The 21,412-nt window shown below is 27.9% G+C and carries 23 protein-coding genes; 20 read left to right on the forward strand and 3 right to left on the reverse strand.

Annotated features, from left to right (window positions below):
* Positions 1–109 precede the first annotated feature (109 nt).
* The 4 genes from IC214_RS07340 (at position 110) to IC214_RS07355 (ending at position 3,971) form a co-directional block, all read left to right on the forward strand.
* The gene (locus IC214_RS07340) at positions 110–1,522 is read left to right on the forward strand and encodes a potassium/proton antiporter (protein WP_227436450.1); all 1,413 of its coding nucleotides are present in this window, start codon (positions 110–112) and stop codon (positions 1,520–1,522) included.
* An 81-nt stretch (positions 1,523–1,603) separates the two neighbouring features.
* Positions 1,604–2,416, forward strand: coding sequence for a MerR family transcriptional regulator (locus IC214_RS07345; protein ID WP_227436449.1), 813 nt, complete (start codon positions 1,604–1,606; stop codon positions 2,414–2,416).
* Positions 2,417–2,700: 284 nt separating this feature from the next.
* A complete protein-coding gene (locus IC214_RS07350) occupies positions 2,701–3,306 on the forward strand; it encodes a hypothetical protein (protein ID WP_227436447.1) in 606 nt (201 codons plus the stop codon).
* Between the two features lie 47 nt (positions 3,307–3,353).
* Positions 3,354–3,971, forward strand: coding sequence for a DUF488 domain-containing protein (locus IC214_RS07355; protein WP_227436445.1), 618 nt, complete (start codon positions 3,354–3,356; stop codon positions 3,969–3,971).
* Positions 3,972–4,130: 159 nt separating this feature from the next.
* Here IC214_RS07355 and IC214_RS07360 read toward each other — a convergent pair whose 3' ends face one another.
* On the reverse strand, positions 4,131–4,583 hold the full coding sequence (locus IC214_RS07360) for a staygreen family protein (protein WP_227436443.1): 453 nt from the start codon (positions 4,581–4,583) through the stop codon (positions 4,131–4,133).
* 511 nt (positions 4,584–5,094) lie between these two features.
* On the opposite strand from IC214_RS07360, the gene IC214_RS07365 reads away from it, so the two are divergent.
* The 5 genes from IC214_RS07365 to IC214_RS07385 all read left to right on the forward strand — a co-directional run bounded on the left by IC214_RS07365 (position 5,095) and on the right by IC214_RS07385 (position 9,293).
* On the forward strand, positions 5,095–6,453 hold the full coding sequence (locus tag IC214_RS07365) for an MATE family efflux transporter (RefSeq protein ID WP_227863207.1): 1,359 nt from the start codon (positions 5,095–5,097) through the stop codon (positions 6,451–6,453).
* A 272-nt stretch (positions 6,454–6,725) separates the two neighbouring features.
* The gene (locus IC214_RS07370) at positions 6,726–7,106 is read left to right on the forward strand and encodes a VOC family protein (RefSeq protein WP_227436439.1); all 381 of its coding nucleotides are present in this window, start codon (positions 6,726–6,728) and stop codon (positions 7,104–7,106) included.
* A 124-nt stretch (positions 7,107–7,230) separates the two neighbouring features.
* Positions 7,231–7,431: a hypothetical protein gene (locus IC214_RS07375; protein ID WP_003420681.1), complete on the forward strand. Its 201-nt coding sequence runs from the start codon at positions 7,231–7,233 to the stop codon at positions 7,429–7,431.
* Positions 7,432–7,625: 194 nt separating this feature from the next.
* On the forward strand, positions 7,626–8,354 hold the full coding sequence (locus IC214_RS07380; protein WP_227436438.1) for an ATP-binding cassette domain-containing protein: 729 nt from the start codon (positions 7,626–7,628) through the stop codon (positions 8,352–8,354).
* A 21-nt stretch (positions 8,355–8,375) separates the two neighbouring features.
* Positions 8,376–9,293 carry a SufB/SufD family protein gene (locus IC214_RS07385; protein WP_227436436.1) on the forward strand — a complete coding sequence of 306 codons (918 nt, stop codon included), beginning with the start codon at positions 8,376–8,378 and terminating at the stop codon, positions 9,291–9,293.
* Here IC214_RS07385 and IC214_RS21130 read toward each other — a convergent pair.
* Positions 9,285–9,392 carry a hypothetical protein gene (locus tag IC214_RS21130; RefSeq protein ID WP_227436595.1) on the reverse strand — a complete coding sequence of 36 codons (108 nt, stop codon included), beginning with the start codon at positions 9,390–9,392 and terminating at the stop codon, positions 9,285–9,287. The two genes, IC214_RS07385 and IC214_RS21130, sit on opposite strands and share 9 nt — an antisense overlap.
* Positions 9,393–9,435: 43 nt before the next feature.
* On the opposite strand from IC214_RS21130, the gene IC214_RS07395 reads away from it, so the two are divergent.
* The 5 genes from IC214_RS07395 to IC214_RS07415 all read left to right on the forward strand — a co-directional run bounded on the left by IC214_RS07395 (position 9,436) and on the right by IC214_RS07415 (position 13,626).
* Complete coding sequence (locus IC214_RS07395; protein WP_227436434.1) at positions 9,436–10,620, forward strand: amidohydrolase family protein; 1,185 nt, start codon at positions 9,436–9,438, stop codon at positions 10,618–10,620.
* 98 nt (positions 10,621–10,718) lie between these two features.
* On the forward strand, positions 10,719–10,907 hold the full coding sequence (locus tag IC214_RS07400) for a ferredoxin (RefSeq protein ID WP_227436432.1): 189 nt from the start codon (positions 10,719–10,721) through the stop codon (positions 10,905–10,907).
* Between the two features lie 150 nt (positions 10,908–11,057).
* On the forward strand, positions 11,058–11,708 hold the full coding sequence (locus tag IC214_RS07405) for an HAD family hydrolase (RefSeq protein ID WP_227436430.1): 651 nt from the start codon (positions 11,058–11,060) through the stop codon (positions 11,706–11,708).
* A gap of 102 nt (positions 11,709–11,810) precedes the next feature.
* A complete protein-coding gene (locus tag IC214_RS07410; protein ID WP_227436429.1) occupies positions 11,811–12,749 on the forward strand; it encodes an SDR family oxidoreductase in 939 nt (312 codons plus the stop codon).
* Between the two features lie 121 nt (positions 12,750–12,870).
* Positions 12,871–13,626 carry a metallophosphoesterase gene (locus IC214_RS07415; RefSeq protein ID WP_227855744.1) on the forward strand — a complete coding sequence of 252 codons (756 nt, stop codon included), beginning with the start codon at positions 12,871–12,873 and terminating at the stop codon, positions 13,624–13,626.
* A gap of 292 nt (positions 13,627–13,918) precedes the next feature.
* Here the strand turns inward: IC214_RS07415 and IC214_RS07420 are convergent, their stop codons facing one another.
* On the reverse strand, positions 13,919–14,659 hold the full coding sequence (locus tag IC214_RS07420; protein WP_227866433.1) for an ATP-binding protein: 741 nt from the start codon (positions 14,657–14,659) through the stop codon (positions 13,919–13,921).
* Positions 14,660–14,783: 124 nt separating this feature from the next.
* On the opposite strand from IC214_RS07420, the gene IC214_RS07425 reads away from it, so the two are divergent.
* From IC214_RS07425 to IC214_RS07450, 6 genes are all read left to right on the forward strand, one after another.
* Complete coding sequence (locus IC214_RS07425) at positions 14,784–15,500, forward strand: M15 family metallopeptidase (RefSeq protein WP_227831470.1); 717 nt, start codon at positions 14,784–14,786, stop codon at positions 15,498–15,500.
* Between the two features lie 131 nt (positions 15,501–15,631).
* A complete protein-coding gene (locus IC214_RS07430) occupies positions 15,632–16,324 on the forward strand; it encodes a response regulator transcription factor (protein WP_227436423.1) in 693 nt (230 codons plus the stop codon).
* Complete coding sequence (locus IC214_RS07435; protein ID WP_227436421.1) at positions 16,314–17,498, forward strand: ATP-binding protein; 1,185 nt, start codon at positions 16,314–16,316, stop codon at positions 17,496–17,498. The genes IC214_RS07430 and IC214_RS07435 overlap by 11 nt, the downstream gene beginning before the upstream one ends.
* 280 nt (positions 17,499–17,778) lie before the next feature.
* On the forward strand, positions 17,779–18,234 hold the full coding sequence (locus IC214_RS07440) for an S-ribosylhomocysteine lyase (protein ID WP_227436419.1): 456 nt from the start codon (positions 17,779–17,781) through the stop codon (positions 18,232–18,234).
* Positions 18,224–18,949, forward strand: a complete 726-nt coding sequence (locus IC214_RS07445) for a vitamin B12 dependent-methionine synthase activation domain-containing protein (protein ID WP_227436417.1) — start codon at positions 18,224–18,226, stop codon at positions 18,947–18,949. The genes IC214_RS07440 and IC214_RS07445 overlap by 11 nt, the downstream gene beginning before the upstream one ends.
* Positions 18,921–21,302, forward strand: a complete 2,382-nt coding sequence (locus IC214_RS07450) for a homocysteine S-methyltransferase family protein (RefSeq protein WP_227436415.1) — start codon at positions 18,921–18,923, stop codon at positions 21,300–21,302. The genes IC214_RS07445 and IC214_RS07450 overlap by 29 nt, the downstream gene beginning before the upstream one ends.
* Positions 21,303–21,412: the final 110 nt, after the last annotated feature.

Genomic DNA, 21,412 nt, shown 5'->3' on the forward strand with positions numbered 1-21,412 from the left:
TTAATTATACTTTGCACAATATAACTTATATCATATTGATACTTAAAGAATCAGTATAATTATAGATATAATTTAATCTGTAAAATTTATATGAAATGGAGATGATGCTATGACAGAATTGATGATTGTAAGTGGGTTAGTACTATTGATTTGTATAACCTCAAGTAAGGTATTATATAAATTTGGAGTACCAATATTATTAATTTTTATCTTATTGGGTATGTTATTTGGGTCTGATGGAATGGTAGGAATCTATTTTGATAACTATGAGTTAACAAAACAATTATGTTCTATTGGATTGATATTTATAATGTTTTTTGGAGGATTTGGAACAAACTGGAATATGGCTAAACCAGTTGCAGTACCTTCTATACTGATGTCTTCATTAGGTGTAATAATTACAGCAGGTGTTACAGGTATATTTTGTTACATGGTAATAGGAACTACTTTATTTGAAGGTTTGTTAATTGGAGCAATTGCAGCTTCAACAGATGCTGCATCTGTATTTGCTGTATTACGTTCTCAAAAACTAAACCTAAAAGGTTCTCTTGCTTCATTATTAGAAGTTGAAAGTGGAAGTAATGACCCAATAGCATATATGTTAACATTAATTATTTTGACATTGATGAATAATTCTGGTGTAGAACTTATTATTCCAATGGTAATAAAACAAATAACTTTTGGGTTGGCAATAGGATTTATATTGGCAAAATTATCTGTTTATATTTTGAGAAATTCAAATTTTGAGATAGAAGGATTTTATACTATATTTATTACAGCTATTGCGTTACTTTCTTATGCACTTAGTGAATATGTTGGGGGAAATGGATATTTAAGTGTATATATTTCAGGTATTATTATAGGCAATAGTAAGATACCTCATAAAAGGAGTCTAGTTCATTTCTTTGATGGAATTTCATGGATTATGCAAATAATGTTATTCTTTATGTTAGGATTGTTATCCTTCCCTTCAAAACTACCAAGTGTATTTGGTATAGCAATGGCCATATCTGTATTTATGATAATTATTGCAAGGCCATTAGCCACATTTATAACTCTAGCAAAATTTAAATTTTCAAACAGAGAAAAATTGTTTATATCATGGGTAGGTCTTAGAGGTGCTGCATCAGTAGTTTTTGCAATTTATGCAGTTACTCAAGGAGTAGTCATAGAGAATGATATATTTCATATAATATTTTTCATAGCGTTACTTTCAGTAGGACTACAAGGTACGTTGATACCAACTGTAGCAAGGAAGTTAGACTTAGTTGATGATAATACACCTGTATTAAAAACATTTAATGACTATGATGGTGAAATTAGTTCTAAACTTATAGAAGTAAATATAGATGATGATAATAAGTGGGTTAACAAGAGTATAATGGATTCTAATATACCAGAAGAGATATTAATAGTTATGATAAAACGAAAAGAGCAGGTTTTAGTACCTAAAGGGTCAACTGTTATAAAAAGAGGGGATATTTTAGTATTAAGTGGAGACAAAATTGAAGAATTAATATAATTATAATTTATTTAATATTGACTTTGACCTAAGGGTAAGGTTTAAACTTAAATTAATCAAATCTAATGCGCAGGTGATGAGATGTTTTCTATAGGAATGTTTTCTAAAATAAATAAAATAACTACAAAGACATTAAGGTATTATGAAGATATAGGGCTGTTAGAGCCAGAATACGTAGACGAATTTACAAAATACAGATACTATACAACAGAACAATTGCCAAAATTGCATCAAATAATCACCTTAAAACAAATGGGCATATCACTAGTTGAAATAAAAGAAATAATAGAAAAGCCTGAAGAAGTGGAAAGGATTTTAATAAACAAAGAAAAAGAGATATTAGATGTAATGAGGAATGAAGAATATAAGCTTATTAAACTACGTAATTACCTTAAAAACTTAAAAGGAGAAGTCGATATGAATAATGTAATTATTAAGTCTCTACCAAAAGTTAAAATTGCTTCTATGAGAAAAGTATTAAAGAATTATGATGAGCTTTTCAATTTGTTTCCAAATGTAATGGCTGGAGAAATGATGAAATCAGGGTGTACATGTATGGTTCCAGACTATTGTTTTAATATATATCATGATGGTGAATATAGAGAAACAGATATGGATGTTGAGATGTGTCAGGCGATAAATGACCTAAAAGAAGACACAGATTTATTAAAATTTAAAGAAATAGACGAAGTTGAAAATGCAGTTTGTATATTGCATAATGGACCATATTCAACATTAGGAAAAACTTATGCAGATGCATTTAAATGGATACAAGATAATAAATATGAAGTAATAGGGCATTTTAGGGAATCTTATATAGATGGTATATGGAATAAAGAAAATGAAGAAGATTGGTTAACAGAAATTCAGATACCCGTGAAACATATTTTATAATAAATTAAAATAATATATAAGTAATTAAGTAAGGTCTGTCTAAATAAAAAGATAGACCTTATTTTTATATTTAATATATTTTACTAGATTTTTATGTATTTAAATATGCAATTTAAAATAGAGTTTTATACAACTAAGCTTAGAAAAACTGGTCTAACATAAGAAATACAATTAATTGTTTAATTTTAATTAATTAATGATAAGATATGAAAATATACAACTTTATAAATAAAATATATTGATATTTTATTTATAAAGTTGTATATTTTCGTTGAGGTGATAAAGTGGAAAAATATAAAGTATTAACTGATAAAGTAAAACAAGTATTTAATGGATTTTATATTGATTATGAAAATGAAGATTTACCATATATAGATTTAGATAGAACTGACAAGATAATACTAAATGAAAGGTATTTTAAAATAGATAGTTTTCCTAAAACGATGGATAAGGAATCTCCACATAGTATCCTTGATGTATTTTGGGATTTAGATAAAGTAAAGGATAAGTATTTTATACAGGAAAATAAGTTTTTAAGAGCACTATTAATTATAATGAGTTACAGTAAAGAAATAATAATTGTAAGTGAATATTTTGTAAGTGAAAATAAAAAACATATAAAAAGAGTACTAAGTAAAAAGGAGAGTACATATCTAGAACAATTAAGCGATACCTTATTTGATTTTAAAGAAATAGGGTATAATTACTATATAATTGATGCTCTTATGAAGTTGGCACTAAGAGAAAGAGTTTATCTCTCTATATATATGTTGGATTTGGGAATAGGATTAGAAATAAATGGATTATTTAGCAATGTATATATAGGGTTAAATGGAAGTATAGATATAGTTAAGTATATTTGCAATGTAGAGGGCTTGTATGTAAGATAGATTATCAATTGTATAAAATAGTAATTTTAAGAATAGTAGGTGATTGTATGGAAATATTTGCAATAGGTCATTCAAATTATCCATTTGATAAGCTTATTAATATGATAAAAAAATATAATATAAACTGTGTAGTTGACATTAGAGAAACACCATATTCTAAATATAATATTCAGTATAATAGGGAGGCATTCAATGAATCCCTGAGAAAGGCTGGATTTGTATATATATACATGGGCAAGGAATTTGGGGCAAAAAGAACTAATAAAGATGTATATACAAAAGAAGGTTATGCAGATTTTGAAGAGGTAATAAAGGAAGAAGTATTTTTAAAAGGAATCGAAAGATTAAAAAAGGGATGTCAAATTGGTTATAAAATAGTTTTATTAGGTGCAATGCAAGAGCCTATAAGGTGTCATAGAAGTATTTTACTAGGAAAAATATTAAATAAAGAAGGTTTCAATGTAAAATATATAATGCATGAAGGACATTTAGCATCTCAAGAAGATATAGAAGAGTCATTATTAGATAAGTATTTTAGTGATAGAAAACAACTGAGTATTGATAATTTATTAGGAAATGCATTAACAAGAGAAGATATGATACAAGAAGGCTATAGATTAGCTAATAAAGAAATAGGATATAGAACAGAAAAAATAGGTAAGTAAAATATATGAACTACCCAAAAACTTAAACACCATTTGATAAGAAAAATTATTATAAATTTGTAACAGTTAAACATGATGTACTAGCTAAGGTTTTTATGTTAAATTAATATCATTATCTAAAAGGTTACGTTGTTTTAAATAGCACATCATGTTGTACTGTTAAAAAATAAAATCTCTAATATTACCATAATCAACTGTTCTATTAAGAGTAGGATGGCTAGATATAAATCTAACTGTAATTTTTGAGTTTAATAAACAAGGATTCGAAGTTAAAAACACTCTGTCTCCATTGACAATAGAAGTAATAGCCACTGGTAAAATATCAACAAATGTATCATATCTACTTTTAGCAATTTGATAAGGATAGTTTCCTACAAAAACAAATAGATTTAAGTCATATATATCATCAACGAACCAAGCCCATTGACCATAAACTTTGTCAATACTTACTGTACCTAAACCAAGTGTATCAAAGTATGTTGCTATAGTTAAATAAATATTTTCCATGTTTTCTAAGTATGAAACAGTATATCTTCTGAAACGTATAGGTGCTGTGGCAGAAATAGGGTAAACCATATTTACATTTAAATTATTCGCATTCAAATTAACCAAAGTATCACATCCTAAAAATAGTCTATAAGATACAATATTTAAATTGATGTGATTTTGTTACAGATATCTTATAAGATTTTATAAATGATTAGAATTAGGATACAAAGTGAATTAACAAGCCTAATAAGATATTCTACACTAATAGGTACAGGTTGGTAATAGTGTCAAATTGTTATTACAGGACTTATATGTGATAATATTATGAAATTGTTATTATTGTACAATAGTGGTACAATATTATCGAAATACAGTGATTGCGTTTGATGTCCAGCTATATTAACTGGTTAATTTAACTCATAAATATTTTAAATCTAGTATCCATAAAGAATAATAAACATAAGATAATTATAAAGATATACTGTGTTCAAATGATATTAAACAAGATTTATATTATTTGAATACAGTATATTATAACGTTGAAAATACAATTCTAAACCTTATGATATCAATTCATAGTTTGATAAACTAATTAAAAATTAAATTTATATAAAGAGGGAAAAGAGGAAAAGGAATGTTTATAAGGAAGAATGTTATAAGATTAGCAATTCCTATAATGATAGAGCAGACATTTGTTATGCTTTTAGGGGTATTTAATACAATGATGGCAGGTCATATTGGGGAAGAGGCTGTATCTGCAGTTGGAATAGTTGATTCAATCAACAATATATTTATATCTGTATTTGCTGCGCTATCTGTTGGTGCTACTGTTGTTGTAGCTCAACAAATAGGGAAAAGAGATAATGAAAAAGTAAATGAAACTATCAAGCAAGCATTAATATCTGGTGTAATATTATCATTTACAATAACAGTATTAATGTGGATTTTTAGAACAGGTGTAATCAATTTGTTTTATGGTTCAGCAGAAGAATTGGTAAAATCAAATGCAAAACTATACATAGAGTTTACATTATTCACCTATCCATTTATTGCAACACAGCAGATAGCAAATGGTATTCTAAGGGGTTGTGGAGATGTAAAGAAACCTATGTATGTGACTATGTTTATGAATATAGTAAATGTAACATTAGGATATATACTTATATATGGTGTTGATTTAAATACTTTAGGAATAAATTTACAGACACCTTCTTATGGCATAACAGGAGCAGCTATGTCTATTGCCATAGCCAGAATAATCGGATGTATAGTTATTGTAAGGGCTTTGTTTAAAGGGAATGAATTTATATCTATAGGTAAAATATTTCCATTTAAGATTGATGTTGAAACTCAAAAATCTATATTCAATATAGGTATACCAGCAGGGGTTGAACAATTACTTTTTAATGCAGGTAAATTGATTGTTCAAATATTTATAGTTACTATGGGAACATCAGCGATTGCATCAAATGCAATAGGAATGTCAATTGCATCTATTATAAATGTAATTGGAAATGCATTGGCCTTGTCTGCTACGACTTTGGTGGGTCAATATATAGGACGGGGAGACATCAAAGGGGCTAAGAGTACTTTATTGTATCTAACTAAATTTGCAACGGTTTGCTTATTTGCAGTAGGTGCTATATTTATACCAATTGCACCATGGATTTCAAGCATGTATACTCAAAACTCGAATGTAATTGATGTATCAACACAATTGATTCGAAGTGATTGTTTAGCTATGGTAATATGGCCTATATCCTTTGTATTATCAGCAGGGCTGAAAGGTGCTGGAGATACTAGATATACAATGATGACAGCCGTAATAGGAATGTGGATTTTTAGAATTTTTACAGGTTACGTATTAGGGGTTGTATTAGAATTTGGAGTGCTAGGAATTTGGATAGGTATGTATACAGATTGGCTTGTTAGAGGAACATTATATTGTTTGAGATTAAGAGGAACGAAGTGGCTAAAACACAAAGTTGCATAGAATATATAAAATCACTTTTAGATAGTAAATTCTATTTAAAAGTGATTTTTTATTTAGAGAATATCATAATTATAAGTATGATATATAGAAAAATTAAAATATGTAAATTAAGTATATAATTATATGGACACTATAAATTATATACTGTAGAGAATTACATAATTTGGCGACAAATATTAGAAATATATATCTATATTTAATAATATATATGGGTATATTATTAAATATAAAAAATATTAGATATTTATTTAATAATAAAGGTGGGTATTTTTATGATAAATAAAATAGGAAAAATAACTCTCTATGTAAATAATCAAGAGGATGCAAAATTGTTTTGGACAGAAAAATTAAATTTTGTGGTAACTTATGAAAAAGAAATGGGTCCAGATATGAAATGGGTGGAAGTAGCACCAAGTAAAAATGAATTTACAACATTTGTATTGTATGATAAAAATCTGATGATGAAGCAAAATCAAGATGTAAATTTATTGCATCCATCAATAATTTTAAGTACAAGAGATATTCATGGAACTTATGAACAGATAGCAAAGAATAAAGTTGAAGTAGGGGAATTAATGGAGATGCCTTATGGAAGAATGTTTTCTTTTAAAGACCAAGATGGAAATTCTTACTTAGTCAGAGAAGATAAATAATTTTGTAAAGTGTTAAATTTACTCAATATCTGATATAATTAGATACAATAATTATTATAATTTAGTATTAAACGATAATTATATAATTAAAAATCAATTGTAAAATTTGAGTAGAGGTGATAAAATGTTTAAGAAAATGGCAGTACTAAAAGATATAGCAACTAAAATAGGACGTAAAAAAGCGTATGAATTATTAGAAATGGTTGAAGGTAATGACGCTTTTGTAGCTGAAGTAAAAATAAAAAAGAATGGGATTGAATCTAAAAAAGAAGAAATCATGTTAAAAGATAATCAAAAAATAATATTAGAGTATATAGAAGGTTAATTTTTAGATACATATATAATTAAATAATACTGATTTTTAAAGATGAGTTATGAAAACTCATCTTTTTTATTTTTTCATAACTTTGTTTTATATTTAATATATATTTTATCCCTTAGAGTTGCTGAGATATAAAAAGTACTGATATAATAAAAGAATGGATATAAATGTAATATTTTACAGAAAAGAGGGGTATTATGCTTGAAATAAAAAATCTTTCCTTTAATGTTGAGTCTAACAATGAGGAGCTAGGAATAATAAATGATGTTAGCCTTTCATTTGAAAAAGGCAAACTTATTGTTATCACAGGACCAAATGGTGGAGGAAAATCCACAATTGCTAAGCTTATTATGGGAATTGAAAAAGTCACTAGCGGTCAAATACTTTTAGATGGAGAAGATATAACTAATCTTAGCATCACAGAAAGAGCAAAAAAAGGAATAGGATATGCATTTCAACAACCACCAAGAATAAAAGGTATGACAGTTGAAAACCTGCTTACTCTTGCTCATGGAAAACCATTGTCTACTGATGTGTGTTGTCAATATCTTACAGATGTTGGATTGTGCTCAAAAGACTATTTAAATCGTGAAGTTGATAACTCTCTTTCTGGAGGGGAAATGAAAAGAATCGAGATAGCAACTCTTTTTGCTAGAGATTTAAAGGTTTCTATATTTGATGAACCTGAAGCAGGTATAGACCTTTGGAGTTTTGGAAAGCTTAATGAAAGTTTTAAGAAAATTCATGGGGAATCTGACCAAACTATAATCATAATTTCTCACCAAGAAAGAATACTAGAGTTAGCTGATGAAATAATTGTTTTACAAGATGGTTCAGTAAAAAGCCATGGAACAAAAGATGCTATATTACCTGAAATCATGTGCCAAGTTAATTCAAACTGTGAATTAATGAAAGATATGAATTAATTAGAAAGGAAGGCAAATTAAATGAACAAAATAGACTTAAATCTTTTAGAAAAAGTTGCTGAACTTCGTGGAACTCCATTAGGAGCATACAATATACGTAAAAATGGACAAGGTATAGAAAGACATTCAACTGAAAATGTAACTATAGCTCCAAAGACTGATAAACCTGGAATTGATATTATAGTAAAACCAAACACTAAAGGAGAAAATGTTCATATACCAGTAATAGTAACAGAAGCTGGTGTACAAGACATGGTTTATAATGATTTTGAAATTGGAGAAAATGCAGATGTTGTTATAATTGCTGGTTGTGGTATACATAATTGTGGTAATGATGACAGTGAACACAATGGAATACATAGATTCTTCTTACATAAAGGAGCTCGTCTAAAATATGTGGAAAAACATTATGGCGAAGGTGATGGAGAAGGAAAAAGAATTTTAAATCCAGTTACGATTGTTAATATGGGTGAAGATTCATATTGTGAAATGGAAACAATTCAGATTAAAGGCGTTGATTCAACTAAAAGAGAAATGGATGCCACTTTAGGTAAAGGAGCAAAGATAGTTGTATTTGAAAAGTTGTTAACTCATGGAAATCAAGTTGCAGAATCTAATATGAAGGTTATATTGGAAGGTGAAAATTCTTCTGCTCAAGTAATTTCTCGTACAGTTGGTCAAGACAACTCTAAACAAAAATTTAATCCTTGTGTTATTGGGGATTCTCTTTGCTCTGCACATGTTCAATGTGACTCAATAATTATGGGAAATTCTCAAATTAGTGCTATACCTGAAATTGCTGCAAACCATCCAGATGCTCTTTTAGTACATGAAGCAGCAATTGGAAAGATTGCAGGAGACCAAATTTTAAAGATGATGACATTAGGACTTACAGAAGAAGAAGCAGAACAACAAATACTAAATTGTTTTTTAAAGTAAGTCCAAGTTTTTATTTAATTTAATATAATTAATATAGTATAATATAATGAATAAGTCTAAAATTTTTTTATTTTTAGACTTATTTTCTTTATGTAAGATAAAACTATTAGAGAAATTATACTGTAATTAGGATGTGGAATAAATGAAAAACTTACTTATAAGAAATGGCACAATAATATCTCCAAAAGATGGTATCAAATTTGAGAAAAGAGATATCTTGGTTTTACATGGAAAGATATGTGATATTGGATTAAATCTTAAAGAAATGATAAGAAAAGAAAAAATACTCATAAACAAAGAGTTTGAGATAATAAATGCTAACAACATGTATATTTCTCCTGGATTTATAGATGTTCATACCCATTGTTATAAGAGAAAATTACCTACAGGTATGGATTCTGATTCAATTGGAATTGAAAAAGGTTCAACAGTTATATTTGATGCAGGTACAGCAGGTCCTGTAAATTACTACGATTTTAAGAAAAAATATATGGATGAATGTAAGACTGAAGTGTATTCATTTTTAAATGTAACTAATGAGGGATTAAATATATTGAATGAATCAACATCTTTAGATGTTATAAATTTTGATAACATTGAGTCTATTGTAGAAAAAAACATGGAAAAGATAAAAGGTATAAAAGTAAAAGCAAGTAAATTTCAATCTAGTACAGATGGTATAGATATAATTAAGAAGTCAAAGCAAATTGCAGAAAAGTTAAATTTACCATTAGTGGTATATATAGGGGAGTATCCATCATATATAGATGAAGTAATGAATATTTTGGGAAAGGGAGATGTAGTTACGCCTGTATATGGAAATAGCACAAATGGAATATTTAATGAATCTGGCAGTTTGAGAGAATCTGTATTAAATGCAAAAGATAAAGGTGTATTATTTGATGTATGCCATGGATTAGAGCAGTTTGATTTTGAAGTCTTTAAAAAAGCAGTAAATCAAGGATTAGAGCCAGATTTAATAAGTACAGATATGCATATAAAAAATATGAAAGATATACATTATTCTCTTTTAAATGTTGTAAATAAAATCATGGAACTTGGTATACCTCTAGAAAAATGTATAGAAAAAGTAACTGAATATCCAACAAAAGTTTTTAATTTGCAAGGAAGTCAAGGGAGGATAAAAATTGGTGGAGAAGGTGATTTTACAATATTTACAATAGATGATAGTGAAGAAATTATAACAGATTATAATAATAATGAACTAATGCTAAATAAAAAATTGAACTTACAATATACTATAAAATCATGGATGAAAAGTAGTGAAGTTTATAGACATTCGTATGATGGCACTGTAATAAATTAAGTTATATTGAAAAAAAAGGAAAAATATGTTTAAATTAGTATATATTGGATAAATATGTAATGGAACAATAATTATAATTTTAGGGGAGGTATTTTAGTATGAAAGCATTTGTTGATAAAGATGTATGTGTAGCTTGTGGAGCGTGTATAGGAACATGTCCAGACGTTTTTAGTATGAGTGATGAAGGACATTCAGTTGCAATTGAAGGAGAAATACCAGCAGAATTACAAGATTTATGTAAAGAAGCAGAAGAAGGATGTCCAGTTTCAGCTATAACAGTTAAATAAGACTGTTTAGATTTAGTTTCAAGACAACATATAAGATTTGATTATTATTTAAGCTATAGTATTAGATTAAGATTCTATTACTATAGCTTTTTAAAATATATAAACTCAAAAGATAATATATTATTTTTATAAAAAGTGGAGGACTTATATATGAAGAAAAATTATGAAATAGTGCTGTTTGACCTAGATGGAACACTTACAGACCCTAAAGAAGGAATAACAAAGTCTATTCAATATTCTTTAAATAGTTTTGGTATAGAAGAAGAATTGGATAACTTAGAACAATTTATAGGGCCACCCCTACATTCTACTTTCAAAGACTATTATAAATTTGAAGATGAAAAGGCAACAGAAGCTGTTGAAAAATATAGAGAATACTTTTCTGACAGAGGAATATTTGAAAATAAAATCTATAAAGACATAAAGGAGACTTTAAAAATACTTTATGAGAATGGGAAAACATTATTATTAGCTACTTCTAAACCAACAGTTTTTGCAGAAACCATACTTAAATATTTTGGTATAGATAGTTATTTTAAATATATCGCAGGTAGTAACCTTGATGGTACAAGAGTAAATAAAAATGAAGTTATAGAATATGTGTTAGATTTGTGTGGTGTAACAGATAAAGATAAGGTCATTATGATTGGTGATAGAAAATACGATATAATTGGAGCTAATAAAATAGGTGTAGATTCTATAGGGGTATTGTATGGATATGGTTCTTTTGATGAAATTAGTAAGAGCAATCCTACCTATATTGTCGAAAGTGTTAAATCTATAAAAGATATTTTGCTATAAATATCTTTTATAGACAAAAACAATACAAAATGGTGTAGCATATTTAAAAATATGATATTATAATTAAGGAAGCCATTTAAAAAAGAGGAGGATGCACTTGAAATGAAATCTATTTTAATCATGGGTGGAAGCGACTTCATAGGTTCTGCACTTGCTAAGCGTTTAATTAAATGTGGGTATCAAATAGATATACTTACGAATGGTAAAAAGGAAATAGATTATAAAGGATTTAGAGAGCACTTAATTTGCGATAGAAAAGTACGCAAAGATATGGAAAACATTATCAATGGAAGACAGTACGATTACATATATGATATGACAGCATATACAAAAGAGGATGTTGGTAATCTTATTGATTTTGTGAACTTAGATAGCTTAAAAAAATACATAGTATTGTCAGCAGGAGCCGTATACAAAGATAGTGGAAGAAATGTAAAAGAAGATAATGAAAAAGGTGAAAATGAAAACTGGGGTAAATATGGACTTAACAAAAAAGAAACAGAAGATTTTGTTATAAATAGTTCTATACCATATATAATTATTAGGCCAACTTATATATATGGTGAAAATAATAATTTGTATAGAGAATACTATTTCTTTGAAAAAATAGAAAAAAACGAAAAAATACCAGTACCTAAAGGAAAACAAGTAAGCAATCAATTTATATATATTGGGGATTTAGTAAAAGTGTTAGAAAGTGTAATGAAAAATTCTCATGTGAGAGAAGCGTATAATGTAACAAATCCACAGTTAATATCTTGGGATGAACTTATATATACATGTGGAGAAGTTATTGGGAAGGAACCTATTATAAAATATGTAGACATGGAAAAAGTTGAGTTTAGAGAGAGAACTTACTTCCCGTTTAGAAATATAGACTTTAATCTAGATATAAATAAGCTTATTGAACATGGTCTTTATATACCAAATGTTTTATTAAAAGAAGGCCTTACAACAACATATAAATGGTTCTTAGCCAATAAACCAAAATTACATGATAGAAAAATGGATAAAGTTGAGTCTGTAATGCAAATAGTTTAAGATAATAAATAAGTAGGTAGATACTTTGAAATTAAAGATAAAGCGTTTTTTAAAATTTTTTATATTGATATTTGTTTTAATTTTTATATACTCAGTTGCAATAGAACCGAGTCTATTAATTGTGAAAAAATATAATATAAATGAAGATGGAAACATGATTAAAGAAGATATAGTAAAAAATGAGAATGAGATTATAAAAGTAGTTCAGATTTCAGATACTCAAATAGGCAGTTTTTATTCGACTAATAAACTTAAAAAAGTAGCTAATAAGGTGAATGCCTTAAATCCAGATATATTAGTATTTACTGGAGATTTAATTGATTATTCTAATAAAAATCCAGATATAGATGAAATTACAAAGATTTTATCTAGTATGAATGCAAGGTTAGGAAAGTTTTCAGTATTTGGTAATCATGATTATATGTATAAACTTCCTAGGTATTATAGACAAATTATGAAAAACTCTAACTTTCATCTTTTAGTTAATGAAAATAAGAAAATAAGACTTGAAGACAATAAGTATATTAATATACTTGGAGCTGATGAGATATTAAATGGTAATCCAAATATACGAGATTTGGAAAGCAAAACTGATTATAATAGTTTTAATTTATTATTAGCACATGAACCAGATTTGGTAGATATGCTCAGTAAAGATACAATGAATTTAGTTTTATCTGGACATAGTCATGGTGGTCAAATAAGGTTGCCTTTCAAGGGTGCTTTAGTTACTCCTCCATATGGAAGGAAATACACTAAAGGATTTTATGATATAAAGGGAAATCATCTATATGTGAGTTCTGGTCTTGGAAGTACAAAGTTGCCATTTAGATTTTTTAATGTACCAGAGATAGTCGAATTTAATATTCTAATCTAGTATAAAATATTGTTTTTATGAAATATAGAGGGATAGAAATTTTAAGAATAAATTGAGTTAAGAATATAAAAAGTTTAAGTTATAGTTAATACATTTATTAGAATTGATAATAATATTAATAACTATTAAAATATAGATATAAAAAATAATAAAAATATAAAAGATTATAATATAGCAAGATTGTATTGATTATAAATAGAGAGTATTTATAATTAATACAATCTTGTGTTTCTTTATATAAAGATATTAATTTTTATACAATGTATGAAAATGATTTAATGTTATATTTAAATTACTTTAAATAAATATTTTTTATATTTTCCTTATCCCATATAAAAAGTTTTTCTGAATTATTTAAAGCTCCAAATACATTTCTTTTAAAATCTGGCATTTCTTTATTTAAATTCGCAATAAGGTTTTTTATGTATTCTCTCCTAGTATGGCCATTTGCAGGACATGGGTTTGCTATGATAGGATAGTTACACTCCTTTGAAATCTTCTTAGTCATATATTCTTCTATGTAAATCATTGGTCTTATAACAGTTAAATCTTGTCTATCTAAGTATGTTTTTGGCGAAAAACAATTAACTCTTCCTTCATAAAACATAGACATTAAAAATGTCTCAATAGCATCATCCTTATGGTGTCCAAGAGCTACTTTGTTGCACCCAAGTTTCTTTGCGTTGTCATTTAAAGCACCTCTTCTTAAATTAGCACATAGTGCACAAGGATTTTTTTCTTTTCTTATATCAAATACAATTTCTTTTATATTAGTTTGAAATTCATAAAAAGGTACATTTATTTCCTCACACAATTTGTTTAATGGTGAGTTATCAATTCCACTAGTATTTAGTGTTACAGCTATTAATTCAAACTTTTGTGGAGAAAATCTTTGATAATTTTTAAGTATATGAAGTAATGTCAAACTATCTTTTCCACCAGAAAGACCAACTGCAATTTTATCATTTTCTTGTATCATATCAAAGTCTTGTATAGCCTTACGGGCTTTACTAAGAAGTTTTTGCATAGACATTTTTAGCACCATCCTTTATTTGAAAATATAAACTTAAGAATAACTTAAGGTTTACTTATAAAATACTTAAAACTTATACTCTAAAATTAACGTTAATAAACATAACGAAGGAGACGATTCAACCATGAAAAAATTAAAATTGATGTTAGGCATTATAGTAGTAGTATTTATAAGTATGTTTATAGTTAAAGATAAAATTCTGAAAGATGAAGAACCAACTGGAGCTGCTCAATTTGCTTCATCTCAAGATGTTAAAACAGATTCTCAGAAAAAAAATCACTCAAATAGTATAGCAGATAATATATTATTGGTAAACAAGACAAATGAACTTAGTAAAGATTATATGCCGAAAGACATTACTAAGGTAAATATAGAATTTGTTCCAGAAGCTACTGAAGAGGAAAAACAAATGGCAGGAGAACCTGCAAAAGCAGTAGAAGACTTAGTTAGACAAGCTAATGAAGAAGGAATACAGTTTTTAGGGTCTTCAGCATATAGGTCTTATGAGACTCAACAAGATACTTATACAAGAAGAGTAAATTCTCAAGGTCAGGAAAAAGCTGATGCATATGTAGCAAAACCTGGACATAGTGAACATCAATCTGGACTGTGTATTGACTTGACAAATCCAGAGAGATGGTTTGTTGGAAGTACAAAAGAAGCTATATGGTTGGCAGAAAATGCTCATAAATTTGGATTTATAATAAGATATCCTAAAGGTAAAGAAGATATAACAGGTACAGCATATGAGCCATGGCATATTAGATATGTGGGTAAGGATGTTGCTGAGGAAATTTATTCAAAAGGGTTAACCTTGGAAGAATATTTGCAAAACAAATAATAAAACAACATAACATAAATTGTATGATATTACTAAATGTAATATAAATAAATTTGATACTAGACTACTTTAAGTATAGTATAATTTTAGATGAGTAAAAACTATATTAAAGTAAGTTAGGATGTGAAAAAGTGAAAGATACAATTCTTGTTGTGGATGATGAAAAGGAAATAAGAGACCTTGTAGAGATATACCTTTTAAATGATGGATATAATGTAATTAAGGCTAAAGATGGACAAGAAGCTTTAGATATTTTAGAAAAAGAAAATATTCATCTGATGGTATTGGATATAATGATGCCAAAGATGGATGGGATAGAAGTTTGTAGAAGAGTTAGAGTAAGTTTAAATATACCAATACTTATGTTGAGTGCCAAATCAGAGGATATGGATAAGATACAAGGAATAATGACAGGTGCGGATGACTATCTAACAAAGCCATTTAATCCACTTGAACTTACTGTGAGAGTAAAAGCATTACTTAGAAGAGCGTATTATTTTAGTGGTACTAACAAAGAAAATAAAGATGTCATAGAAGTTGGAGTGGTATTAATAGATAAGGAAAAGCATAGTGTAACAGTAGCTGGAAAGGATATATTTTTGACATCGAGAGAATTTGATATCTTGTATTTACTAGCAAATAATAAAGGTAGAGTATATAGTACAGAAGAGATATTTGAAAAAGTATGGAAAGAACAATACTACCAATCTAACAATACTGTAATGGTTCATATGAGTAGGATAAGAGATAAAATTGAAAAGTATACAGATGGAGAAAAAATAATTCATACTGTATGGGGGGTAGGATATAAAATTGAAAAATAAGAGTGTATTAAATTATATGTTTCGTCCTATAGTAGACTTTATAATAAGCTGTATTATAACCCTAATTATTATGTTAACAAGTGCATATATAATAAAGATATTATATATAAGAACTACTTTATCTACAATTAATTACTTTATGCTTAGTTTAAGAAATATTAGATCTGTTATAGGAGACAGCACATTATATTCAGTTTTATTTCTGACAGCATCATTATCAATTTATTCATTAATGTCATACAAGAGAAATAAAAAACTTGTAAATTTTCTAAAAGATACTGATAACAAAAATAAAAAACTAGAAATTATCATGGATGCTGTAAACTCAATGGAGGAAGGCGATTTAGAAAAAAGTATAGATATTGAGTATGAGTCAAATGGATTAAGTGATAAAAAAATTGATGAGATTGATGAACTTGCAAATAAAATCAATAGTATAGTTTATCAACTTAGAAATATAACTGTTGAAGAAAGACAGGCTCAACAAACTAAGACAGATTTAATAACAAATGTTTCACATGACCTAAGAACTCCTTTAACCTCAATAATGGGTTATTTAGGATTGATAGAAGATGGTAAGTATAAAGATGAAGTTCAGTTGATGTATTATGTTAATATTGCATATGAGAAATCAAAAAGTTTAAATATACTTATAAATGATTTATTTGAACTTACAAAAATGCAAAATAATACAATAAGATTAAAAAAAATAGACATAAACTTGGTAGAGCTATTAAGCCAAATAGTATCTCAACTTGGATTTTATTTTAAAAAAGAATTTATGGTTAGTAGAGTTAATTTCAATGAAGAAAAATTAATTATAAATGCTGACCCAAATAAATTGGTGAGAGCTTTTGAAAATCTTATAACCAATGCTATGAAATATGGAAAAGAAGGAATTTATGTGGATATAGTAACAGCAAAAAAAGGAAATATGGCTATTGCAAAAGTTATAAATTATGGAGAACCCATTCCAGTATTAGATTTACCAAATATATTTGATAGATTCTATAGAGTTGAAAAATCAAGAAATAGCAATGATGGAGGTTCTGGATTAGGTCTTGCAATTACAAAAAATATTGTGAATTTACATGGTGGGGAAATTACTGTTTCAAGTAATATACATCAAACTGTATTTGAGGTACAACTACCAATAATACAAGAAACTGTGTAATAAGATAAAAGTATGATTTAGATACACAAATATTTATAGCATAAAGTGTTTACAAAAATAAAAAAGTAATATATAATTTAAGTCAGTTTAATAAGATACTTATCAAGAATTAGGGGAGAGAGTTAGCTCAGCGATCCTATACCAACCTTTTATTAGGTGGTCCTGCTAACAACGATGAGATGATTGGAAATAATATACTCTTCTTATCAATAGTGGATAGGGGGAGTTTTTTTATAGATTTAAAGTAATAAATTTTTAAGTGATGATGGAGGATTCAAAAATGGAAAAAGTAGAAAGTTTTAAATTAGATCATACAAAAGTTAAAGCTCCTTTTGTGAGAAAGTGTAGTGTACTTGATGGAGTTAAAGGAGATAAAATAACTAAATTTGACTTGAGATTTTTACAACCAAATGTAGAAAGCTTTGGAACTGCTGCTATGCATGGTTTAGAACATTTATTAGCAACTTATTTAAGAGAGACATTAGATGGAGTGATAGATTTATCTCCAATGGGGTGCAGAACAGGATTTTATTTAATATTATGGGGAGATATAGATGCTAAAACAGTTAAAGATGGCTTAGAAAAGGCATTAAAGAAAGTAATTGAATCTGATAAAATGCCAGCTGCTACAGCTTTAGAATGTGGAAATTATAGAGACTTATCTTTATTTGGAGCAAAAGAATATGCAAAAGATGTTTTAGATAAAGGATTTTCTCTTAATATATATGGAGAATAATGTAATTGAAAGAGAACGTATAAGCATAAATCAAAGTGAGGTTCTAAGGTATTTACAATATAAAGGACAAGAAATAGATAAAGAACTTAAAGAAACTATTGATGAATGTATAGAAATAGCCAAAAACAAGATAAATCCTAGATATATATCTAGGATTTATCCTATCAAAATAAATAAAGATAAGATTGTAGAACTAGAGGGAACAAATTTAACCTTAAAAAGTAAGGATATATATGAACTTCTAAAAGACTGTGATGAATGTGTAATTATGGCAGCTACTTTGGGAATAGAGGTAGAAAAGGAAATAAAAAGATACTCTTACTCAGACTTAACAAGAGGACTAATAATTGATTCATGTGGAACAACAGCAATAGAAGAAGTATGCGATATTGTTCAAAATGATATAGAAAAGGTTTTTTTAAAACAAAACAAATTTATAACTATGCGATATAGCCCAGGATATGGGGACTTACCAATAGAGAAAAATATAGATATATTAAATGTTTTAAATGCTCAAAAACAAATAGGACTCACAATTACATCAAATGGGATTATGATACCAAGAAAATCAGTAGTAGCTATTATAGGCATTTCTAATTTGAAAATAGATAAATCAAAGAAAGAAAAATCGTGTGAAAATTGTAAAAACTACAGAAATTGTACATATAGAAAAGGAGCGAATTCTTGTGGAAATAAGACAATATCTAAAGGATAATATATTAATATTTGATGGTGCAATGGGAACAATGCTTCAACAAAAGGGGTTAAAAATAGGTGAAAATCCAGAAGTATTTGGTCTTCAAAATCCAGAAAAACTTATAGAGATACATACATCATATTTAGAAGCAGGCTCAAATGTAATTCTTACAAATACTTTTGGGTGTAATGAATTAAAATTAGATAGTGAATATACAGTAGAAAAAGTTATTGACAATGCTATTTTAGTAGCTAGAAAAGCTATAGAAAATGTAGATAACACTAAACCTAGATATGTAGCACTAGATATTGGTCCTATAGGAGAAATGTTAGAGCCTATGGGAACTTTAAGCTTTGACAGAGCATATGAGATATTTAAAAGACAAGTATTACAGGGAGTTAAATCTGGAGCTGATGTAATAGTAATAGAGACTATGATGGATTTATATGAAGCTAAAGCAGCCGTTTTAGCGGCTAAAGAGAATTCTGACTTACCTGTTTTCTGTACTATGACATTTGATGAGAGTGGGAGAAGTTTTACTGGATGTATGCCAGAAAGTATGGTTGCCACAATAGAAGGTCTGGGAGTTGATGCAATAGGAGTAAACTGTTCATTAGGTCCTAAACAGCTTTTGCCAATAGTCAAAAAAATTGTGTCAAGAGCTTCAATACCTGTAATGGTTCAAGCAAATGCAGGTTTACCAAATATAGTTGATGGAGAAGCTATCTATGATGTTGATGCAAAGGAATTTTTTGAGGGAGTCAAAAAATTTGTTGAAGCTGGAGCAACTATAATAGGCGGGTGTTGTGGCACAAATCCAAGCTTTATAAAAGAAATATCTGAAAATATAAGTTCTGTTAAAAAGGGAAGTACCGAAAAGATTGATAAATGTGTAGTTTGTTCGCCCTCAAAATTTGTGGAAGTAGAATCACCTACAGTTGTCGGAGAAAGATTAAATCCAACTGGTAGAAAATCTTTACAAGAAGCTTTAAAAAATGAAAATTTAGATTATGCAATAAATTTGGGGTTGGAACAAGTAAGTGCTGGTGCACAAATATTAGGCGTGAATGTTGGTTTGCCAGAAATAAATGAAAAGAAATTAATGCCAAAGTTGATAAAAGAGATTCAAGCAGTAGTAGATACACCATTACAAGTCGATTCTTCCAATGTAGAGGCTTTAGAACAAGGTCTTAGATATTATAATGGTAGAACAATTGTAAACTCTGTAAACGGCAAAGAAGAGTCCTTAGAAAGCATATTACCAATAGTTAAAAAGTATGGTGCATGTGTGGTTGGTCTTGCATTAGATGAAAAAGGTATACCTAAAAGAGCTGAGGAAAGATTTGAAATAGCAAAAAAAATAGTTGATAGAGCAGTTTCTTATGGAATAAAACCAAAAGATATATTTATAGATTGTTTATCACTAACTGTTTCAGCACAACAAGAGGAAGCAATAGAAACTATAAGAGCCATAACAATGGTTAAGACATTAGGGGTAAAAACTATACTAGGTGTTTCAAATATTTCATTTGGACTTCCAAATAGAAAAGCACTTAATGCTTCTTTTTTAACGTTAGCTTTAGGAGCAGGGCTTGACTTAGCAATTATAAATCCAAACGAATATAGTATGATGGAGGCTATTAATTCTTTTAGAATCTTAAATAATACAGATAAAGGCTGCGTAGATTATATAAATCAATATAGTAATATGAATAATTCAAAACAGTCTGATTCCACTATTAAAGCTAATAAAGACTTATCACTAGATGTTTTAGTTGAAAGGGGATTAAAAGAAGAAGCCAAAAATGAAACGTTGAATCTTTTAAAAGAGAAGGATGAAAATTATATATTAGATAAAATTTTAATTCCAGCTCTTGATAGAGTAGGAAAGAAATATGATAGTGGAGACATCTTTTTACCACAACTTATTCAATCAGCAGAAACAGTGAAAACTGCACTAAATACAATAAAAGAAACCTTAATAAGTAGAAGTAGTGATAATGTATCTAAAGGAAAAATAATAGTTGCTACAGTAAAAGGAGATATTCATGATATTGGAAAAAATATAGTAAAAATAATGCTAGAGAATTATGGATATGAAGTTATAGACTTAGGAAAAGATGTTCCAATTGAGGAAGTAGTAGAGGTTGCTAAAAAAAGAGATATAAAGTTAGTAGGGTTAAGTGCACTTATGACTACAACTGTTCAAAGTATGAAAGATACAATTCAAGCATTAAGAGATAATGAAATAAATGCAAAAGTATTTGTAGGTGGTGCTGTTTTGACAGAAGAATATGCTGAGGAAATGGGAGCTGACTATTATTCAAAGGATGCAAAATCTGCTGTTGAGATAGCAAAGCTAAATTTTTAGCATGTAAATCGAAATAAAGGTTTTACTAAATAGGATATTTTATATATAATATAAATATAAGTTTTAGAAACTTATGTCCAAAATAATAGGAATTAATCTATAATAATGAG

This window comes from Clostridioides sp. ES-S-0190-01 (genome assembly GCF_020658275.1).
Classification (GTDB): domain Bacteria; phylum Bacillota; class Clostridia; order Peptostreptococcales; family Peptostreptococcaceae; genus Clostridioides.

Bases quoted from the DNA above. Each gene is read 5' to 3' on its own strand.
- IC214_RS07340 (WP_227436450.1), top strand. From the start codon at position 110: ATGACAGAATTGATGATTGTAAGTGGGTTAGTACTATTGATTTGTATA.
- IC214_RS07345 (WP_227436449.1), top strand. From the start codon at position 1,604: ATGTTTTCTATAGGAATGTTTTCTAAAATAAATAAAATAACTACAAAG.
- IC214_RS07355 (WP_227436445.1), top strand. From the start codon at position 3,354: ATGGAAATATTTGCAATAGGTCATTCAAATTATCCATTTGATAAGCTT.
- IC214_RS07365 (WP_227863207.1), top strand. From the start codon at position 5,095: ATGTTTATAAGGAAGAATGTTATAAGATTAGCAATTCCTATAATGATA.
- IC214_RS07370 (WP_227436439.1), top strand. From the start codon at position 6,726: ATGATAAATAAAATAGGAAAAATAACTCTCTATGTAAATAATCAAGAG.
- IC214_RS07375 (WP_003420681.1), top strand. From the start codon at position 7,231: ATGTTTAAGAAAATGGCAGTACTAAAAGATATAGCAACTAAAATAGGA.
- IC214_RS07380 (WP_227436438.1), top strand. From the start codon at position 7,626: ATGCTTGAAATAAAAAATCTTTCCTTTAATGTTGAGTCTAACAATGAG.
- IC214_RS07385 (WP_227436436.1), top strand. From the start codon at position 8,376: ATGAACAAAATAGACTTAAATCTTTTAGAAAAAGTTGCTGAACTTCGT.
- IC214_RS07395 (WP_227436434.1), top strand. From the start codon at position 9,436: ATGAAAAACTTACTTATAAGAAATGGCACAATAATATCTCCAAAAGAT.
- IC214_RS07400 (WP_227436432.1), top strand. From the start codon at position 10,719: ATGAAAGCATTTGTTGATAAAGATGTATGTGTAGCTTGTGGAGCGTGT.
- IC214_RS07405 (WP_227436430.1), top strand. From the start codon at position 11,058: ATGAAGAAAAATTATGAAATAGTGCTGTTTGACCTAGATGGAACACTT.
- IC214_RS07410 (WP_227436429.1), top strand. From the start codon at position 11,811: ATGAAATCTATTTTAATCATGGGTGGAAGCGACTTCATAGGTTCTGCA.
- IC214_RS07420 (WP_227866433.1), bottom strand. From the start codon at position 14,659: ATGTCTATGCAAAAACTTCTTAGTAAAGCCCGTAAGGCTATACAAGAC.
- IC214_RS07425 (WP_227831470.1), top strand. From the start codon at position 14,784: ATGAAAAAATTAAAATTGATGTTAGGCATTATAGTAGTAGTATTTATA.
- IC214_RS07440 (WP_227436419.1), top strand. From the start codon at position 17,779: ATGGAAAAAGTAGAAAGTTTTAAATTAGATCATACAAAAGTTAAAGCT.
- IC214_RS07445 (WP_227436417.1), top strand. From the start codon at position 18,224: ATGGAGAATAATGTAATTGAAAGAGAACGTATAAGCATAAATCAAAGT.